Source organism: Ruegeria halocynthiae, from assembly GCF_000743705.1.
Taxonomy (GTDB): Bacteria; Pseudomonadota; Alphaproteobacteria; order Rhodobacterales; family Rhodobacteraceae; genus Ruegeria; species Ruegeria halocynthiae_B.
Genome location: NZ_JQEZ01000003.1, coordinates 478,758 through 494,257, shown reverse-complemented (window position 1 = coordinate 494,257; position 15,500 = coordinate 478,758). Strand labels below are relative to the sequence as shown.

General features: G+C 58.4%; 15 protein-coding genes. 7 read left to right on the top strand and 8 right to left on the bottom strand.

Features of this window, described 5'->3' with window-relative positions; genetic code table 11:
• Positions 1–66: 66 nt before the first annotated feature.
• Complete coding sequence (locus JT51_RS13120) at positions 67–747, top strand: GntR family transcriptional regulator (RefSeq protein ID WP_037313292.1); 681 nt, start codon at positions 67–69, stop codon at positions 745–747.
• Here the strand turns inward: JT51_RS13120 and JT51_RS13115 are convergent.
• From JT51_RS13115 to JT51_RS13085, 7 genes are all read right to left on the bottom strand, one after another.
• Positions 744–1,700 carry an ABC transporter ATP-binding protein gene (locus JT51_RS13115; protein ID WP_037313290.1) on the bottom strand — a complete coding sequence of 319 codons (957 nt, stop codon included), beginning with the start codon at positions 1,698–1,700 and terminating at the stop codon, positions 744–746. The two genes, JT51_RS13120 and JT51_RS13115, sit on opposite strands and share 4 nt — an antisense overlap.
• Positions 1,697–2,674, bottom strand: coding sequence for an ABC transporter ATP-binding protein (locus JT51_RS13110; RefSeq protein ID WP_037313286.1), 978 nt, complete (start codon positions 2,672–2,674; stop codon positions 1,697–1,699). The genes JT51_RS13115 and JT51_RS13110 overlap by 4 nt, the downstream gene beginning before the upstream one ends.
• A gap of 4 nt (positions 2,675–2,678) precedes the next feature.
• A complete protein-coding gene (locus JT51_RS13105; protein WP_081894687.1) occupies positions 2,679–3,584 on the bottom strand; it encodes an ABC transporter permease subunit in 906 nt (301 codons plus the stop codon).
• Positions 3,581–4,588, bottom strand: coding sequence for an ABC transporter permease subunit (locus JT51_RS13100; protein ID WP_037313283.1), 1,008 nt, complete (start codon positions 4,586–4,588; stop codon positions 3,581–3,583). The genes JT51_RS13105 and JT51_RS13100 overlap by 4 nt, the downstream gene beginning before the upstream one ends.
• Positions 4,588–5,682, bottom strand: a complete 1,095-nt coding sequence (locus JT51_RS13095; protein ID WP_037313281.1) for a M24 family metallopeptidase — start codon at positions 5,680–5,682, stop codon at positions 4,588–4,590. Before JT51_RS13095 ends, JT51_RS13100 begins: the two co-directional genes overlap by 1 nt.
• A gap of 67 nt (positions 5,683–5,749) precedes the next feature.
• Complete coding sequence (locus JT51_RS13090; protein WP_037313280.1) at positions 5,750–7,333, bottom strand: ABC transporter substrate-binding protein; 1,584 nt, start codon at positions 7,331–7,333, stop codon at positions 5,750–5,752.
• A 305-nt stretch (positions 7,334–7,638) separates the two neighbouring features.
• On the bottom strand, positions 7,639–8,256 hold the full coding sequence (locus JT51_RS13085; RefSeq protein WP_037313278.1) for a TetR/AcrR family transcriptional regulator: 618 nt from the start codon (positions 8,254–8,256) through the stop codon (positions 7,639–7,641).
• Between the two features lie 204 nt (positions 8,257–8,460).
• Between JT51_RS13085 and JT51_RS13080 the strand changes: the two genes are divergently transcribed.
• The 5 genes from JT51_RS13080 (at position 8,461) to JT51_RS13060 (ending at position 12,999) form a co-directional block, all read left to right on the top strand.
• A complete protein-coding gene (locus tag JT51_RS13080; RefSeq protein WP_037313276.1) occupies positions 8,461–9,390 on the top strand; it encodes an AEC family transporter in 930 nt (309 codons plus the stop codon).
• Between the two features lie 105 nt (positions 9,391–9,495).
• Complete coding sequence (gene fghA / locus JT51_RS13075; RefSeq protein WP_037313274.1) at positions 9,496–10,329, top strand: S-formylglutathione hydrolase; 834 nt, start codon at positions 9,496–9,498, stop codon at positions 10,327–10,329.
• A 3-nt stretch (positions 10,330–10,332) separates the two neighbouring features.
• Positions 10,333–11,781: a Si-specific NAD(P)(+) transhydrogenase gene (sthA, locus tag JT51_RS13070; RefSeq protein WP_037313272.1), complete on the top strand. Its 1,449-nt coding sequence runs from the start codon at positions 10,333–10,335 to the stop codon at positions 11,779–11,781.
• Complete coding sequence (locus JT51_RS13065; RefSeq protein WP_037313270.1) at positions 11,778–12,233, top strand: YaiI/YqxD family protein; 456 nt, start codon at positions 11,778–11,780, stop codon at positions 12,231–12,233. The genes sthA and JT51_RS13065 overlap by 4 nt, the downstream gene beginning before the upstream one ends.
• A gap of 145 nt (positions 12,234–12,378) precedes the next feature.
• On the top strand, positions 12,379–12,999 hold the full coding sequence (locus tag JT51_RS13060) for an HAD family hydrolase (RefSeq protein WP_037313269.1): 621 nt from the start codon (positions 12,379–12,381) through the stop codon (positions 12,997–12,999).
• A 1-nt stretch (position 13,000) separates the two neighbouring features.
• On the opposite strand, the gene JT51_RS13055 is transcribed toward JT51_RS13060, so the two are convergent.
• Positions 13,001–14,239 (bottom strand): MFS transporter, encoded by a 1,239-nt coding sequence (locus JT51_RS13055; protein ID WP_037313267.1) that lies wholly within the window; start codon positions 14,237–14,239, stop codon positions 13,001–13,003.
• A gap of 145 nt (positions 14,240–14,384) precedes the next feature.
• Between JT51_RS13055 and zapE the strand changes: the two genes are divergently transcribed.
• Entirely contained in the window at positions 14,385–15,443 is a 1,059-nt protein-coding gene (zapE, locus tag JT51_RS13050) for a cell division protein ZapE (RefSeq protein ID WP_037313265.1), read from the top strand.
• The last annotated feature ends 57 nt before the right edge of the window (positions 15,444–15,500 follow it).

Sequence of the window (15,500 nt, the reverse complement as noted above, 5' to 3'; positions counted from 1 at the left end):
CCCTTGGAAATCGCGCCCTCATTTTGTATTTTGGATACAAGTTTACAAGTGCCCGAGTCCAACCAAATGCCCAGAACACGCGCGATCCCAAGACAAAGCCTGCCCGACGTTATCACAAATGACCTGCGAGAGCGGATTCTGAGCGGTGAAATGGCCGAAGGCGAAACCATCCGTCAGGAAGCACTGGCCGAGGATTACGACGTCTCGCGTATGCCAATCCGCGAAGCGCTCAAGCGGCTGGACGCCGAGGGGCTTGTGCATCTGACAAATAACCGGGGCGCATCGGTCACAGTGCACTCCCTGTCAGAAATAGGCGAGATTTTCGACCTGCGCGTCTTGCTTGAGGTCGATCTTTTCAAACGCGCCATCCCGCAGATGACCGACGCGGATTTCGCGGTTTGCGAAACCATATTGGCCGAGATGGAAAAATCTTATGAAGCCTATGATGTGGGCCGGTGGGGCAGTCTGAATTATGAATATCACATGGCGTTATATGCTGCTGCTGGTCGTGGGCTGACCAATGAAATTCTTCAACGCGTCAACCTGCAATCCGACCGCTATGTCCGGATGCACCTCAGCGTTATGGAACAACGCGAACCGGCGAAAGAAGATCACCGGCAGCTTTTGTCGCTGGCCCGCGCGGGGCAAGAGGACAAAGCATGTGACCTTCTGACCAAGCATATTCAGCGCACCAAGGATCAACTGCTGGATATGGTGACCACCAAACGAAAAATCGAAGGACCTTAGCCTAGGGGGTGCAGACACGCCACCTGATGTGTGGTGCCGCTAAGCTCGGGCGGGGCGGCGCGGCATTCGTCGGTTGCCAACCAGCATCGCTGAGCAAAGGCGCAGCCTTTGGGGATGTTCATCGGTGACGGCAATTCGCCTTCCAGCTTTATCCGCTCTTTTCGCGCCTCGGGATCAGCCCGCGGGGTCGTGGACAGCAGCGCCTTGGAATAGGGATGTCGGGGGGTTGCAAAAAGCAGTTCCTTGGGGGCCCGTTCCACCGCCCGCCCCAGATACATGACGATCACATCATCGGCGAAATGCTTCACCACAGACAGGTCGTGCGAGATGAACAGATAGGCAAGGTTCAGGCGCTCTTGCAGCTCGACCAGCAGGTTCAGAATCTGGGACTGGATCGACACATCCAGCGCCGAGACCGGTTCGTCCAGAACCAGCACCTTGGGGTTAAGCATCAGCGCGCGGGCAATCGCGATCCGCTGGCGCTGCCCGCCCGAGAACATATGCGGGTAACGGTCGTAATGTTCGGGACGCAGGCCGACAAGGTTGATCATCTCACGCGCGCGCGCCTCGCGGTCGGCGGCGGACATGTCGCGGCGGTTGATGATCAGCGGTTCCTGCAAAATCTGCCCGATCCGCTGACGCGGGTTTAGCGACCCGTAAGGGTCCTGAAACACGATCTGCACCGTCTCGCGCATCTGCGCCCACTTCGATGGGGTGATGTCGACGCCGTCGATGGTCAGGCTACCCGATGTCGGCTCCTCGATCATTGTTACAACCCGCGCCAGCGTCGATTTCCCGCAACCGGATTCCCCCACGATGGCCAGCGTTTTGCCCGGTTGCAGATCGAAATCCACGCCGGACAAGGCTTTGACCGTCGCTGGTTTCGACAAAAGCCCGCCTTTGACGGTATAGAACCTGGCCAATGCGCTGGCCTGAACGATAGGGGCGGTCATGCCATTTCTCCGGCGGTTATCTTTTCGACATGGTGACAACGGGCTTTGCCGAACTCTGCGCTGTGCGGGGTTGGTGGCAGGGTTTTACAAAGATCATCGGCGAATTGGCACCTGGGACTGAACAGGCATCCCTTTGGTCGGTCGAACTGACCGGGCACAACACCGGGAATGGTCGGCAGCATCTTGGACGTCGCCCGTTCGGGCAGCGCGCTGAGCAATGCGGATGTATAAGGATGGCGCGGGGTGCGAAACAGGTCGGCGACAGATTGTTCCTCGACTTTTTGGCCGGCGTATTGCACCTGAACCCGTTCAGCGGTTTCAGCGACGACACCCATATCGTGGGTGATCAGCACCAGCCCCATCCCCTGTTCGTCGCGCAGCTGGACCAGAAGGTCCAGAATCTGCGCCTGAATGGTGACGTCCAGCGCCGTTGTAGGTTCGTCCGCGATCAGCAGTTTGGGGTTGCAGGCAATCGCCATGGCGATCATCACCCGCTGGTTCATCCCGCCCGACATCTGATGCGGAAAAGTACCCAGGCGGCTTTCAGGGGCCGGGATACCAACCTGATCGAACAACTCAATGGCGCGCTGGTGGCGGTCTTTGCGGTTCAGTCCCAGATGGATGCGCAGCGCTTCCTTGATCTGGAAACCAACGGTAAAACAGGGATTCAGCGAGGACATCGGTTCCTGAAAGATCATAGCGATATCCTTGCCGATGATCTTGCGACGGTCCCGCGCCGAGATTTTGGCCAGGTCGATCCCCTCAAAACTCAGCGTGTCGGCCGTGATTGTCGCGGTCCATGGCAGCAGGCCCATCAGCGCCAGCATCGACACGGATTTGCCCGAGCCGCTTTCGCCCACGATGGCCATAAGCTCGCCCTTGTCGACAGACAGGTCGACGCCATCCACAGCGCGAAACTGGCCCGACGCAGTGGCGAATTCGACGGTGAGGTTTCGGATCTCCAACAGGCTCATGTCGTCAGCTCCGCTTTAGTTTCGGGTCCAGCGCGTCACGCAGACCGTCGCCCATCAGGTTGATGGCCAGCACCGTGACCAGGATGGCCAGCCCGGGGAAGGTCACCACCCACCAGGCACGCAGAATGAATTCACGCGCTTCGGCCAGCATGGTGCCCCATTCCGGTGTCGGTGGCTGTGCGCCCATGCCCAAAAAGCCAAGGGCGGCGGCGTCCAGAATAGCCGTAGAAAACGACAGCGCCGCCTGAACGATGATCGGGGCCAGACAGTTCGGCAATACGGTTTTGAACATCAACCGGGCCTTGCCCGCCCCGGCCACACGGGCCGAGGTGACATAGTCTTTCTGCCGTTCCGACAGCACCGAAGCGCGGGTCAGTCGCACGTAATGCGGCTGGAACACGATGGCGATGGCGATCATCGCGTTGGTCAGCGACGGCCCAAGGATCGCCACCAGAACCAGCGCCAGCAGCAGCGACGGGAAAGACAGGATGATATCCATCACCCGCATGATCAGCGTATCGACCCATTTCGGTGCAAAGCCCGACAACAGCCCGACGATCACACCGCCCGTCACCGCGACACAGACCACGACGATGCCGACAAAGAAGGAATAGCGCGACCCCATGATCAGCCGCGACAGCATATCCCGCCCCAGCGGATCAGTGCCCAGTGGGAAGGCCCAGCTGCCGCCCTCTTGCCAGGCGGGGGGTTGCAAGATGTGGGTCCGGAACTGCTCGGTCGGGTCATAGGGGGCAAGCAAGGGCGCAAAGGCCGCGCAAAAGACAAAGGCGGCAAAGACCCAAAGACCGAACACCGCGCCACGGTTTTCGCTGAAGTAGTACCAGAATTCGCGCAGGGCGCTGGGGCGCTCTTCGATTTTGGGTGGGGTTGCGGACAGTTCAGCCATCATCGCCTCCGGATTTTGGGGTTGATGACGCCGTAAAGGACATCGACCAGCAGGTTCACCAGCATGACGATCACTGCGATCATCAGCAGGCCGCCCTGCACCACTGGGTAATCACGGCGGAAAATGCTGTCGACCATCCACTTGCCGATGCCGGGCCAGCTAAAGATCGTCTCGGTCAGAATTGCGCCCGCCAGCAGGGTGCCGACCGACAGGCCGATCACAGTGATCACCGGGATCAGCGCGTTGCGCAGCGCGTGCAAACCATTGATCCGTACGGGCGCAAGGCCCTTGGCGCGGGCGGTACGGATATAGTCCTCGCCGAGAACTTCCAGCATTGCCGAACGTGTTTGACGGGCAATTACGGCCAACGGAATGGTGCCCAAAACGATTGTCGGCAAGATCAGATGACGCACGGCTGATGCAAACGCGCCTTCTTGCCCCGAAAGCAGGCTGTCGATCAACATAAAGCCGGTCACGTCCGGGAAGTAATACAGCAGGTCGATCCGGCCCGACACCGGCGTCCAGCCCAGATTGCCCGAAAATACGATGATCAGCAGCAGCGCCCACCAGAAGATCGGCATGGAATACCCAACCAGCGCCGAGGACATCAGCGCCCGGTCAAAGAACTTGCCCCGGTTGACCGCCGCGATCACACCGGCAGGCAGGCCCAGAGCCACGGCAAAAATCATCGCGCAAAGCGACAGTTCCATCGTGGCGGGGAACAGGGCGAAAAATTCATCCCAGACCGGTTTCTTGGTGACAAAGCTTTCGCCCAGATCACCCTGCAAAACACCGGTCAGATACTCCCAGTATTGCTGAAGAACCGGTTTGTCGAAGCCCAGCTTTTCGACCATTTCCTGATAGCGTTCTTCGGTCATGCCACGTTCACCGGCCATGACGATGATGGGATCGCCCGGCAAAACCCGGATGAACATGAAGGAAATCAGCGTCACACCCAAAAAGGTCGGGATGAACATACCGAGGCGAGAGAGAAAGTAGCCAAACATCAGCGACCTATGATTGTGAGATCTTTGGGAAAGCGGGTCAGCGACCGACAGCCATCCTCGGTGACAAGCACGTCATCTTCTATGCGAACGCCAAAATTGTCCAGATCATAAAGGCCTGGTTCATTGGTCCAGACCATGCCCGGCAGGATTTTCTGGTCATTTCCGCGCATGATATAAGGGGCCTCGTGGACATCGCGACCCAGCCCGTGACCCGTCTTGGTGCGGATACGGTCGGCAAAGGGCGAGGCCTCAAGCACGCTGATCACCGCATCGTCGATATCATGTGCCGTGACACCGGGGCGGCAGGCCTGAAACCCGACCTGATTGGCACGCAGAACCATGTCGTAGACCGCCCTGCCCTCGTCCGAGACCTCTTTGACAAAGAAGGTGCGGGTGATATCGGCGGCAAAGCCATGTTTGCGGGCACCAAAGTCAAACAGCAGCGCGTCACCTGCCTTGATCCGGTAATCCGAACGCGCCTTGCCGTGCGGTTGGGCTGAGTTATCGCCAGCGGCCACAATGGGCGCAAAGGCCAGCGAAGCAGCCCCTTCGGCAAACAGCGCCTGGATCAGGGATTGTTCGATCTGCTTCTCGGTCTGGCCCACGCGTACATCCGCGATGACCCGCCCCAGCGCACGTTCCGAGATATCAATTGCCGCTTGCAGCGCGGCAATGTCGTCATCTGTCTTGATGATGCGCAGGCCGGAGATCTCACGCTCGCCATCCACGATCCGCAGATCAGGCAGCGCGCGGGTCAGTGCCTTGGAAACAAAGACACGCATCACCTGTCCTTCGACGGCAAGCGAAGACAAAGGCATGTGTTCCGCCAGCGCGGCAAAGGCACCGTCATATCCGGACTGGTCGCGCCAGTCGAAAACAGTGCCCTCAAATCCAACCTGCGCCCATGACCCCAATTCCAGATTGGGCACAATCGCAGCAGGATCGCCTTTGGCCGGGACCACGACCACAAAGGGTCGCTCGTGGCTCATGAAGGGTTTTCCCAAAGCGCGGGTGAAATTCGGGCCGGGCACCAGCGCCACGGCATCCACTGACATGTCCTTTGCCAGTTGGCGGTACTCGGACAAATCCGGCATAAAGACCGATCTCCAGAAGAACAGACCGGAGCCGCCGATTGGGCGGCTCCGGCCGGTGAGTGGTGGTTTATTCGACGCTTACGCCATAGAAGATGTGGCCGCCCAGCGGATGCACCTTATAGCCCTGCACCTTGTTGCTCATCGGCATGTAGACAACCGAATGCGCGATTGTGGCCCAGGGTGCCTGCTCTTTGAAGACAGCCTGCGCCTCTTCGTACAGCTTGGTGCGTTCGGCCTGATCGGTGGACTGTTTGGCCTTCAGGATCAGGTCTTCGAAGGGCTCGTGGCACCACTGCGCGCGGTTCGATGCTTCGCGACCGTCACAGCCCAGCAGCACGGCCAGGAAGTTGTCCGGATCACCGTTGTCGCCGGTCCAACCCAGCAGAACCGCGCCATCCCGATTCAGGTCTTTCGAACGCGACAGGTATTCGCCCCATTCATAAGACACGATTTCGACATCCACACCGACCTTGGCAAAATCCGCCTGAAGCAGTTCGGCCATACGGCGCGCATTTGGGTTGTAAGGACGCTGTACCGGCATTGCCCAGATTTTCATGGACAGATCGGATACACCTTCGGCTTCAAGCATCGCCTTGGCCGCCTCGGGATCATAGGCGTCGTCGGTGATCGCGTCGTTATAGCCCCACATGGTCGGTGGGATCGGATTCTTGGCAACCTGCCCCGAGCCCTGAAACACCACATCAATGATCGCATTCTTGTCGATCGCCATGTTCAGCGCCTTACGGACCTTCGGATTGTCGAACGGCTCCATGGTGGTGTTATACGCCAGATAACCGACGTTCAGGCCCTCTTGCTCCATCATGTTGATGTCTGCGTCATCCTGCATCGCCTGAATGTCGGCGGGGTTCGGATAAGGCATGATGTGGCATTCACCAGCCTTCAGCTTTTGATAACGAACCGAGGCATCCGGGGTGATCGCAAAGATCAGATTGTCGACATCCGCAGGCGCTTTCCAGTAATCGCCATTGTTGGCGTAACGGATCACGGCGTCCTTCTGATAGGCCACGAAGGAAAACGGGCCGGTGCCGATCGGCGCGGTGTTCAGCTTTTCAGGTGTGCCCGCTTCCATCATCGCGTCAGCATATTCCGCCGACAGGATCGACGCGAAGTCCATCGCCATGTTGGCCACAAAAGGGGCCTCGGGCTTGGAGAGTTTGAACTTCACAGTGTAGTCGTCGACCTTTTCGATGGATTCGACCAGATCCGGCATACCCATGCCCTGGAAGTATTCCCAGGTGCCGCCAGATACCTGATTAAAGGGGTGGCCTTCGTCCTTCTGACGCATGAACGAAAAGATCACGTCATCAGCGTTAAAGTCACGGGTCGGGGTGAATTCGTCGTTCGAATGGAACTTGACGCCCTGACGCAGCTTGAACGTGTATTCCAGACCATCATCGCTGGCCTCGACGCTTTCGGCCAGACCGGGGATGACGTTGGTCGTGCCGGTTTCAAACTCAAGCAGGCGGTTGTAGATCGGATGCGAGGACGCATCGAATGTGGTGCCTGCGGTAAAGAGTGCGGGATCAAACCCTTCGGGCGATCCTTCTGAGCAATAAACCAGGGTATTAGCCTGTGCCGCAGCACCCGTTAGGGCGATCGCAGCAGTTGCGGCCATCAATTTCAGTTTCATGTGTCTCTCCCAGAAATGTTTTAGTCAGACATTCGCTTTGCTCTGTTTTGGCCCGAGCAATCTTTGACGACTCTCATCGCCGCGAAATCTCTGCCCAATGTATCCAAAATACAAAATCCATTGTCAACTGGCTTACCGGGCCGACACCATGACCCTGTGGGGTCGATCTTTAGAGTGCACTATGCGCCGCCCACGGGCGCCTGCGGGAAAATAGCAGCGACCACCGCCGCCCCGATACAATCAGGCAAAAAAGCGAAGCAAGTCCAAGCGGGTGTCCTTGCGACTTTGTGGACACAGAAAGGCGACTAGATCCCGTAGCGGGACATGAACATATCAACCGCCTGCAGCGCGATCTCGTTGATCTCGGCCGGGCTGAAGCTGGATTGAATTCCAAATGCGGCGCGCGTCCAAATCCGCACTTTGCACAATTCGGAAAACTGTTCAGCTGCGATCTGAACGTCTTCGATGGCCAATTCGCCTTTGTTGACGGCTTTTTCCAGATATTCAGCCATCTGGCGCTGACCATTTTGCGGCCCGGCCTCATAGAAGGCTTTTCCAAGCTCGGGAAACCTGTCCCGTTCAGCCACGCAAATCCGAAAGACCTGCTGTGCGAACTCTGACACCAGAAAGCTGGTCAGTTGCGTCGCCGCTATTGTCAGCACTTCGCGCGCGGGCTTGCTGTCGTCGATCATCGAGATGATGTTCTCGGCCATCCGTTTGCATTCGGTCTGCGCCACCTCCATGAACAACAGGCGTTTGTCGGGGAAGTAACTGTACAGTGTCGCCTTGGATACGCCGGCTGCACGCGCGATATCATCCACACTTGCGCCTTCGAAACCGTCCGCCATGAATACTGCCCGGGCACCGCGCAATACCTGATCGAATTTGCGGCCTGTTCGCAGAATGACGGCTGTGTCGGTCATGAGCTCTCCTTGGGCAACAGGTTGGTCGAATCTATAAACCGTTCAGTTCAGATACAACGATTCGCATAACCGGAGCGTATTCGAAACCGCAAATTCCATTAATTTTATCATCGGAACGCAACCGTCACCCGTTTCATTCATGTACAAGCGCCCGCCTGCATTTGAAAACTTGTCGAGCTGCCAAACCGTGCTAACACTCGGGCCATGGTCGATATCTTCCTGCGCACACTTCCGTTCTTTGCGATTATTGGCCTGGGCTACTGGGCTGGGCGTAGCCGGTTCTTTTCCCAAGAGGCGACAGCCTATCTGACAAAATTCGTGTTCTTCTTCGCTTTGTCTGCGATGTTGTTCCGCTTTGCCGCCACCCTGCCCTTTGCCGACATTTTTAACGGTCGGCTTGTTGTCGGGTATTTGCTGGGCACCATGACGGTCTATGCGCTGGCGACGTTTGTTGCATGGGTGCGCCGCCTGGACATCCCCACAGCCGCAGTCGAAGCCCAATGTGCCGCCATCGGAAACGTGGGTTTTCTTGGCCTGCCAATGCTGGCCCTGCTTTTTTCCGAGGCAGCCATCGGGCCGGTGATGCTGGTGCTGACGGTCGATTTGGTCGTTTTTTCCTCATTGATCGTGATTTTGATCAATGGCGGGCGCGACGGGCGGCTGACGCCCGCCACCTTTCGCCTGATCGGATTGGGATTGCTGAAAAACCCCATGATCGTTTCGATCTCAGCAGGGCTGCTATGGTCGGCCCTTGAATTCCCGGTCCCCGCACCTTTGAATGATTTTCTGACGATTTTGGGCGGCGCGGCTACGCCGGGGGCCCTGTTTGCCATCGGTGCCTCGCTGGCCAGCAAATCCGCTGAACGTGTGCAGGTGGCGGGCTGGTTAAGTTTCTGCAAGCTTGTCATACATCCGGCCTGTGTTGCCGTGGTTCTGATCTGGATTATTCCGGTGGCCGCATTCCCGGCCTCGGTCGCCATTGCAGCTGCTGCGCTGCCGGTGGCGGGCAATGTCTACATGCTGGCGGCGCATTATGGCGTGGCCCCGCACCGGGCTTCGGCGGCGATCTTGTTGTCGACGGCGGCCAGCATTCTGACGGTCCCGCTGATCATCGCATGGGTCACCGCGCCCTGATCTTCAACTTTGCGAAAAATACCCGATAACCAAAGGCACACAGACTTTACGTAGGGGGCTGGGAAGGCTAGCCATGACGCGAACCTAACGTAAGGACAATACCAGATGGAAACCCTGTCGGAAAATGCCTGTTTCGGTGGCGTGCAAGGCGTCTATCGCCATGCGTCCAAAGCTTGCCAATGCGATATGACCTTTGGCCTGTTTTTACCGGCTGAGGCCAAGGACGGCCCTGTCCCGGTCTTGTGGTATCTGTCGGGGCTGACCTGCACCCATGAAAACGCGATGATCAAAGCCGGCGCACAGGCATGGGCCGCGGAACAGGGTATCGCTGTCGTATTCCCAGACACCTCGCCGCGCGGCGAAAGGGTGGCGGATCACGAAGATTACGATCTGGGTCAAAGCGCCGGGTTCTACGTGAACGCAACCCAAGCCCCCTGGGCACCGCATTTCAATATGTGGGACTACGTGGCCGAGGAACTGCCCGCGCTGTTGCTGGAAAACTTCGCCATCGACGGCGACCGCCAGGCCATCACCGGCCATTCGATGGGCGGGCACGGCGCGCTGACGTTGGCGATGAACCTGCCGGGCCGGTTCCGCTCGGTCTCGGCCTTCGCGCCGATTTCCAATCCCACCGGCGCGGACTGGGGCCGCAAGCAACTCAGCGCGTATCTGGGCGAGGATCACGCGGCCTGGGCGAAACACGACGCCTCGGTTGTGATGAAGGAAAAGGGGTTTGACGGCCCGGTTCTGATTGATACCGGTGCAAACGACCAGTTCATCGACCTGCTGCGTCCCGAAACCTTGGCGCTGGCGATTGCCGAACGTCGGCAACAGGCAATCTTCCGGCTGCAACCGGGGTATGACCACTCATATTTCTTTGTGTCGACCTTTATGGAAGATCACATCACCTTCCACGCCGAGGCACTGTACGGAGACTGAGGCATGAGCAAATACGATTATGACCTGATCATCATCGGGTCTGGCCCGTCGGGACGTTCGGCAGCAATTCAGGCGGGCAAGCTGAAACGGCGCGTGCTGGTAATCGACCGCAAGGACCGGCTGGGGGGCGTATCGGTGCACACTGGCACCATCCCCTCGAAAACCCTGCGGGAGACGGTGCTGAACTTGTCAGGCTGGCGCGAACGCAGCTTTTACGGGCGCTCATACCGGGTCAAGGATCAGATCCGTGCCGAGGACCTCAAGGCACGTCTGCACATGACGCTGGACCACGAAGTTGACGTGCTGGAGCATCAGTTCAACCGCAACCACGTGGAAACGCTGAACGGGCTAGCGAAATTCATCGGCCCGCATGAGGTAGAGGTAGCCACCGACGCAGACGACAAGATACGGGTGACCGCCGCCAAGTTTCTGATCGCCACCGGGACCAAGACCTATCGGCCCGATTACGTGCCCTTCAACGGCAAGACCATTGTGGACGGGGATGATTTTCTGGAGATGGCGGAAATTCCCCGATCGCTCTGCGTGATTGGCGCGGGTGTCATTGGGGTCGAATATGCCACAATGTTTTCCACCCTGGACGTACGGGTCACGCTGATCGAGCCGCGCGACACGTTTCTGGATTTCGTTGACAGCCGCCTGATCCATGATTTCACCCATCAGATCCGCGAGAATGGGGTGGACCTGCGACTAGGGTCTGCCGTCGAAAAGATCGAGGATGCAGCGGGTCATGTCGAAGTGACCCTTGAAAACGGACGCCATGTGCGCGCCGAGATGCTTTTGTTCGCGGCGGGGCGGATGGGCGCGACCTCGGCGCTGAATTTGCAGGCGGTCGGGCTGGAAACCGATCACCGCAACCGCGTCGAAGTTGATCGCAAGACCTATCAGACCGCCGTGCCGCATATCTATGCCACAGGCGATGTGATCGGGCACCCCTCGCTGGCGTCGACCTCGCTGCAACAGGGGCGCGTTGCGGCCTGTCATGCGCTGGAAACCCCAACCCTGCCGGAAAGCCCCTGGTACCCCTATGGCATCTATTCCGTTCCCGAAATCTCGACCTGCGGCATGTCCGAAGAAGAATTGCAGGAGCGCGGCATCCCTTATGAAGTCGGCGTGGCGCGGTTCCGGGAAACCTCGCGCGGGCACATTATGGGGTTGGAGCACGGGATGCTGAAGATGTTGTTCTCGCTGAAAACCCGCCGGGTTCTTGGCGTGCAGATCGTTGGCGAAGGCGCGACCGAACTGATCCACATCGCGCAGGCTGTTTTGAACCTGAAAGGCACCGTGGATTACTTTGTGCAGAATACATTCAATTACCCGACACTGGCCGAGGCCTATAAGATTGCGGGCCTGGATGCGTTCAACCGGATGCCTATCCCGGAGGAGTTCAAGGTGCGCAAGACCCCTGCGGAAACACAGGCAAAGACGGCGTGACGACCCTTTATATCGATGGCGATGCCTGCCCCGTAAAGGCTGAGGCCGAGCGCGTGGCAACCCGGCACAAAGTGCCGATGGCCCTGGTCTCCAACGGTGGGCTTCGTCCTTCGGCGAACCCGTTGGTGCAGGTTGTGGTGGTCTCTGAAGGTGCGGATGAAGCCGACAAATGGATCGCAGATCGCTGTGGCCCGGGGGATGTTGTGGTGACCTCTGACATCCCGCTGGCCGCGAAATGCGTCGAAGCCGGCGCACGTGTTCTGCGCCCCAATGGCGAGGCGTTCACAGCGGCCAACATCGGCCAGCAACTGGCGATGCGCGACCTGATGGCCGACCTACGCGCGGCCAACCCTTTGGGGGCGGGTGGCGGAGGAAAGCCATTTGGTAAGGCTGATCGGTCTCGCTTTTTGGATGCGCTTGAGCGTGAATTACGGGCGGCGCGACGGGCGTAACCCTCCCGCCCGTCTCAGGCGCATCATAGATGCACCATCGCCGGTTGGGCCGGGCAGCGCTGCGCGCTGCGGTTGCGCCTTGAACATTCCCGCCAAGATTGGTTCAGTCGTTAGGAACAGGGATTGATTAAACCGGGATACGCTCATGCCGATTGAAGCCGTCGTTTTCGACATCGGAAATGTTCTGATCGAATGGCAACCGGAACGGTATTATGACCGGGTCATCGGCGAAAAGCGGCGCCGGGCCATGTTCCGTGAGGTCGATTTGCATGGGATGAACGACCTTGTGGATCAGGGATATCATTTCACGGATACGATCTATGATTGGGCCGAGAAGTACCCTGAATGGCGCGACGAAATCCGCATGTGGCATGACAAGTGGATCGAGCTTGCCGCGCCGGAAATTCCCCGTTCCGTCCGCCTGCAGCGGGCGTTGCGTGCCAAAGGTATCCCCGTTTTTGCGTTGACCAATTTCGGAGTGCAGAATTTCGACTATGCCACCACGGTCTATCCGTTTCTGAACGAATTTGACCGGCATTATGTGTCGGGCCGGATGCAGACGGTCAAACCGCATGTTCCGATCTATGAAATGGTCGAAGCCGATTGCGGCCTGCCGCCCCAGGCTTTGTTGTTCACGGACGATCGGATCGACAACATCGAAACGGCACGGGCGCGAGGGTGGCAGACACATCACTTTACCGGCCCGCAGGGCTGGGCAGATCGTCTGGTCGCCGAAGGGCTTCTGACGCCGGATGAGGCGGCCTAGGTCAGGCCGCCAGAGCCTTGGGCCGATCTTCGCGAATGGGCAGGTGGACGATGGCGCTGAAGGCGCCGATGGCAACGCCGATCCACCAGACAAAGGTGTAATCGCCGTATTGGTCATACATCCGGCCGCCCAGCCAGATGCCCAGAAAACTGCCGACCTGATGGCTAAAGAAGATGATACCGTAAAGCGTACCCATGTAACGCAGGCCATATAGATGCGCGACCAGCCCCGATGTCAGGGGGATTGTCGCCAGCCACAAAGACCCCATCACAAGCGAAAATACGACCACCGACAGCGGGGTGATGGGAAGCAGAATAAAGGCCGCTGCCGCAACAGTTCGGGCCGTATAGACCGCCGCCAACAGGTATTTCTTGGGAAAACGGTTTCCGGCCCACCCTGCCAGCAATGTGCCTCCGATATTTGCCAGGCCAATCAGAGAAATCGAAATAGCCCCCAGCGCCGAGGTTGTCGTAATGCCAACCGAATGCAGAACACCGCCGGGCTGAATGGGCCCACACATTTCGGTCACGAAAGCCGGGAAATGCGCTGTGATAAAACCCAGTTGATAACCGCAGCTGAAAAAGCCCAGAAAAATCAGCGTATAAGATGGATCACGAAAGGCTTTGCCAAGGATTTGGCCCATGCTTTCTTCCAGCTCGGCCTTGCTGGCCGGCTGGGGCGCGCGCATGAAGGGCAAAGTCAGCACAAGGGCAAGGATCGCCACCGCAAACAGGATGAACACCTGTTGCCAGGGCAGAAAGGACAGCATCCATTCGGCCGTCGGCGCGCCCAGCACCTGCCCAAAGCTGCCCGCAGCAGTGACGACGGCCAGAGACATGGATCGGTTGCTGTCCGAAGACGCCCGCCCCACAACCGCCAGAATGACGCCAAACCCCGTTCCGGCAATTCCGAATCCAACCAGCCAGGCGTACATCTGATGTTCAAATGGCGTCACCGACCACGCAGACAGCACCATTCCGGCGGCATATGTCAACGCGCCCAGAACAATCGCCCGGCGGTCGCCAATCTTTTCCGCTATCGCCCCGAAAATCGGCTGACCGATCCCCCAGGCCAGGTTTTGAATCGCAATTGCCATCGAGAAATCGGATCGCAACCAACCGAACTCATCCGCGATTGGGATTTGAAACACACCAAACGACGCACGCACAGCGAAACTGACCGTGATGATGATACATCCGACGATCAGGATTGGGTTCATCAGGCGTGCGGTCTGGGGCATAGGGATCTCGGGTTGACGCAGCGCGGAAAGTACTCGGATTTCCGTTCAGGTCAATTCAGGATATTTGAGCCCGGGAATAAGCAAAATTGATACGCCGCAAAAACGTTGCTTTTCAACCGGCAAACCGGAGGTTATGCCTCGGGTCATGACGGATTTGATTTCGCTTTATGAGGCGCGTGTTGCCGATGGCACGCTGACCAGGGATGACGCGCAAGAGGCTGTTCTACCTCAATTCGAGCGGATACGCAGCGCCCTGCTGACCCCTGTTAAACGTGGCTTTTTCCGTAAACCCCCGCCAGCACCAAAGGGGTTGTACCTGTGGGGCGGCGTCGGGCGCGGCAAGTCCATGTTGATGGACATGTTTGTTGATGCCTTGACGGATATTCCGGCGCGCCGGGTCCATTTCCACGCGTTCATGCAGGAAATTCACGCAGGGATGCATAAGGCCCGTAAGGACGGCGTGGAAGACGCGCTTGCGCCGGTGGCAGATGCGGTTGTCAAATCTGTTCGCTTGCTGGCCTTCGACGAGATGCAGATCACGGATATCACCGACGCAATGATCGTGGGCCGCCTGTTCGATCTGCTGCACGCGGGGGGCGTTGTGGTCATCACGACCTCGAACCGTCACCCTGATGATCTGTATAAGGATGGATTGAACCGGCAGCTTTTTTTGCCCTTCATAGCACATATCAAGGAACAGCTTGATGTGTGGGAATTGATCTCGCCCACTGATTACCGCCAGAACCGCCTTGAGGGTGCGCCGGTGTATTTCACACCGATCGGCCCCGAGGCCCGGCAGAATATACGAGCTGTGTGGAACGACCTTTCCGGCGGGGTAGCCGATCCTCTGGTCCTGCAGGTCAACGGCCGCGCGGTGGAATTGCCCGCCTTTCGAAACGGCGTGGCCCGGGCCAGCTTTTACGACCTGTGCGGACGGATGCTTGGGCCTGCGGATTATCTGGCCGTCGCTGCAGAGGTCAAGGTTCTGGTGCTTGAGGACATCCCCCGTTTATCGCGCAACAACTTCAACGAGGCCAAGAGATTTGTCACGCTGATTGACGCCCTTTACGAGGCAAATGTTCGGCTGATCTGTTCCGCTGCGGCAGAACCCGAGATGTTGTATGTCGAAGGGGAAGGCACGTTTGAATTCGAACGCACGGCGTCGCGCCTGCGAGAAATGCAGGGTCAGGACTGGGGGAAATAGGGGGCGCTGCCCCCGTCGCGCGACGCGCGCCTCCCCCGGGATATTTAGGGCCAGATG

Coding starts and splice junctions, on each gene's coding strand:
- JT51_RS13080 (WP_037313276.1), top strand. CDS start 8,461: ATGGTCGATATCTTCCTGCGCACACTTCCGTTCTTTGCGATTATTGGC.
- JT51_RS13110 (WP_037313286.1), bottom strand. CDS start 2,674: ATGAGCCTGTTGGAGATCCGAAACCTCACCGTCGAATTCGCCACTGCG.
- sthA (WP_037313272.1), top strand. CDS start 10,333: ATGAGCAAATACGATTATGACCTGATCATCATCGGGTCTGGCCCGTCG.
- JT51_RS13055 (WP_037313267.1), bottom strand. CDS start 14,239: ATGCCCCAGACCGCACGCCTGATGAACCCAATCCTGATCGTCGGATGT.
- JT51_RS13120 (WP_037313292.1), top strand. CDS start 67: ATGCCCAGAACACGCGCGATCCCAAGACAAAGCCTGCCCGACGTTATC.
- JT51_RS13115 (WP_037313290.1), bottom strand. CDS start 1,700: ATGACCGCCCCTATCGTTCAGGCCAGCGCATTGGCCAGGTTCTATACC.
- JT51_RS13105 (WP_081894687.1), bottom strand. CDS start 3,584: ATGATGGCTGAACTGTCCGCAACCCCACCCAAAATCGAAGAGCGCCCC.
- zapE (WP_037313265.1), top strand. CDS start 14,385: ATGACGGATTTGATTTCGCTTTATGAGGCGCGTGTTGCCGATGGCACG.
- JT51_RS13100 (WP_037313283.1), bottom strand. CDS start 4,588: ATGTTTGGCTACTTTCTCTCTCGCCTCGGTATGTTCATCCCGACCTTT.
- JT51_RS13095 (WP_037313281.1), bottom strand. CDS start 5,682: ATGCCGGATTTGTCCGAGTACCGCCAACTGGCAAAGGACATGTCAGTG.
- JT51_RS13090 (WP_037313280.1), bottom strand. CDS start 7,333: ATGAAACTGAAATTGATGGCCGCAACTGCTGCGATCGCCCTAACGGGT.
- JT51_RS13060 (WP_037313269.1), top strand. CDS start 12,379: ATGCCGATTGAAGCCGTCGTTTTCGACATCGGAAATGTTCTGATCGAA.
- fghA (WP_037313274.1), top strand. CDS start 9,496: ATGGAAACCCTGTCGGAAAATGCCTGTTTCGGTGGCGTGCAAGGCGTC.
- JT51_RS13085 (WP_037313278.1), bottom strand. CDS start 8,256: ATGACCGACACAGCCGTCATTCTGCGAACAGGCCGCAAATTCGATCAG.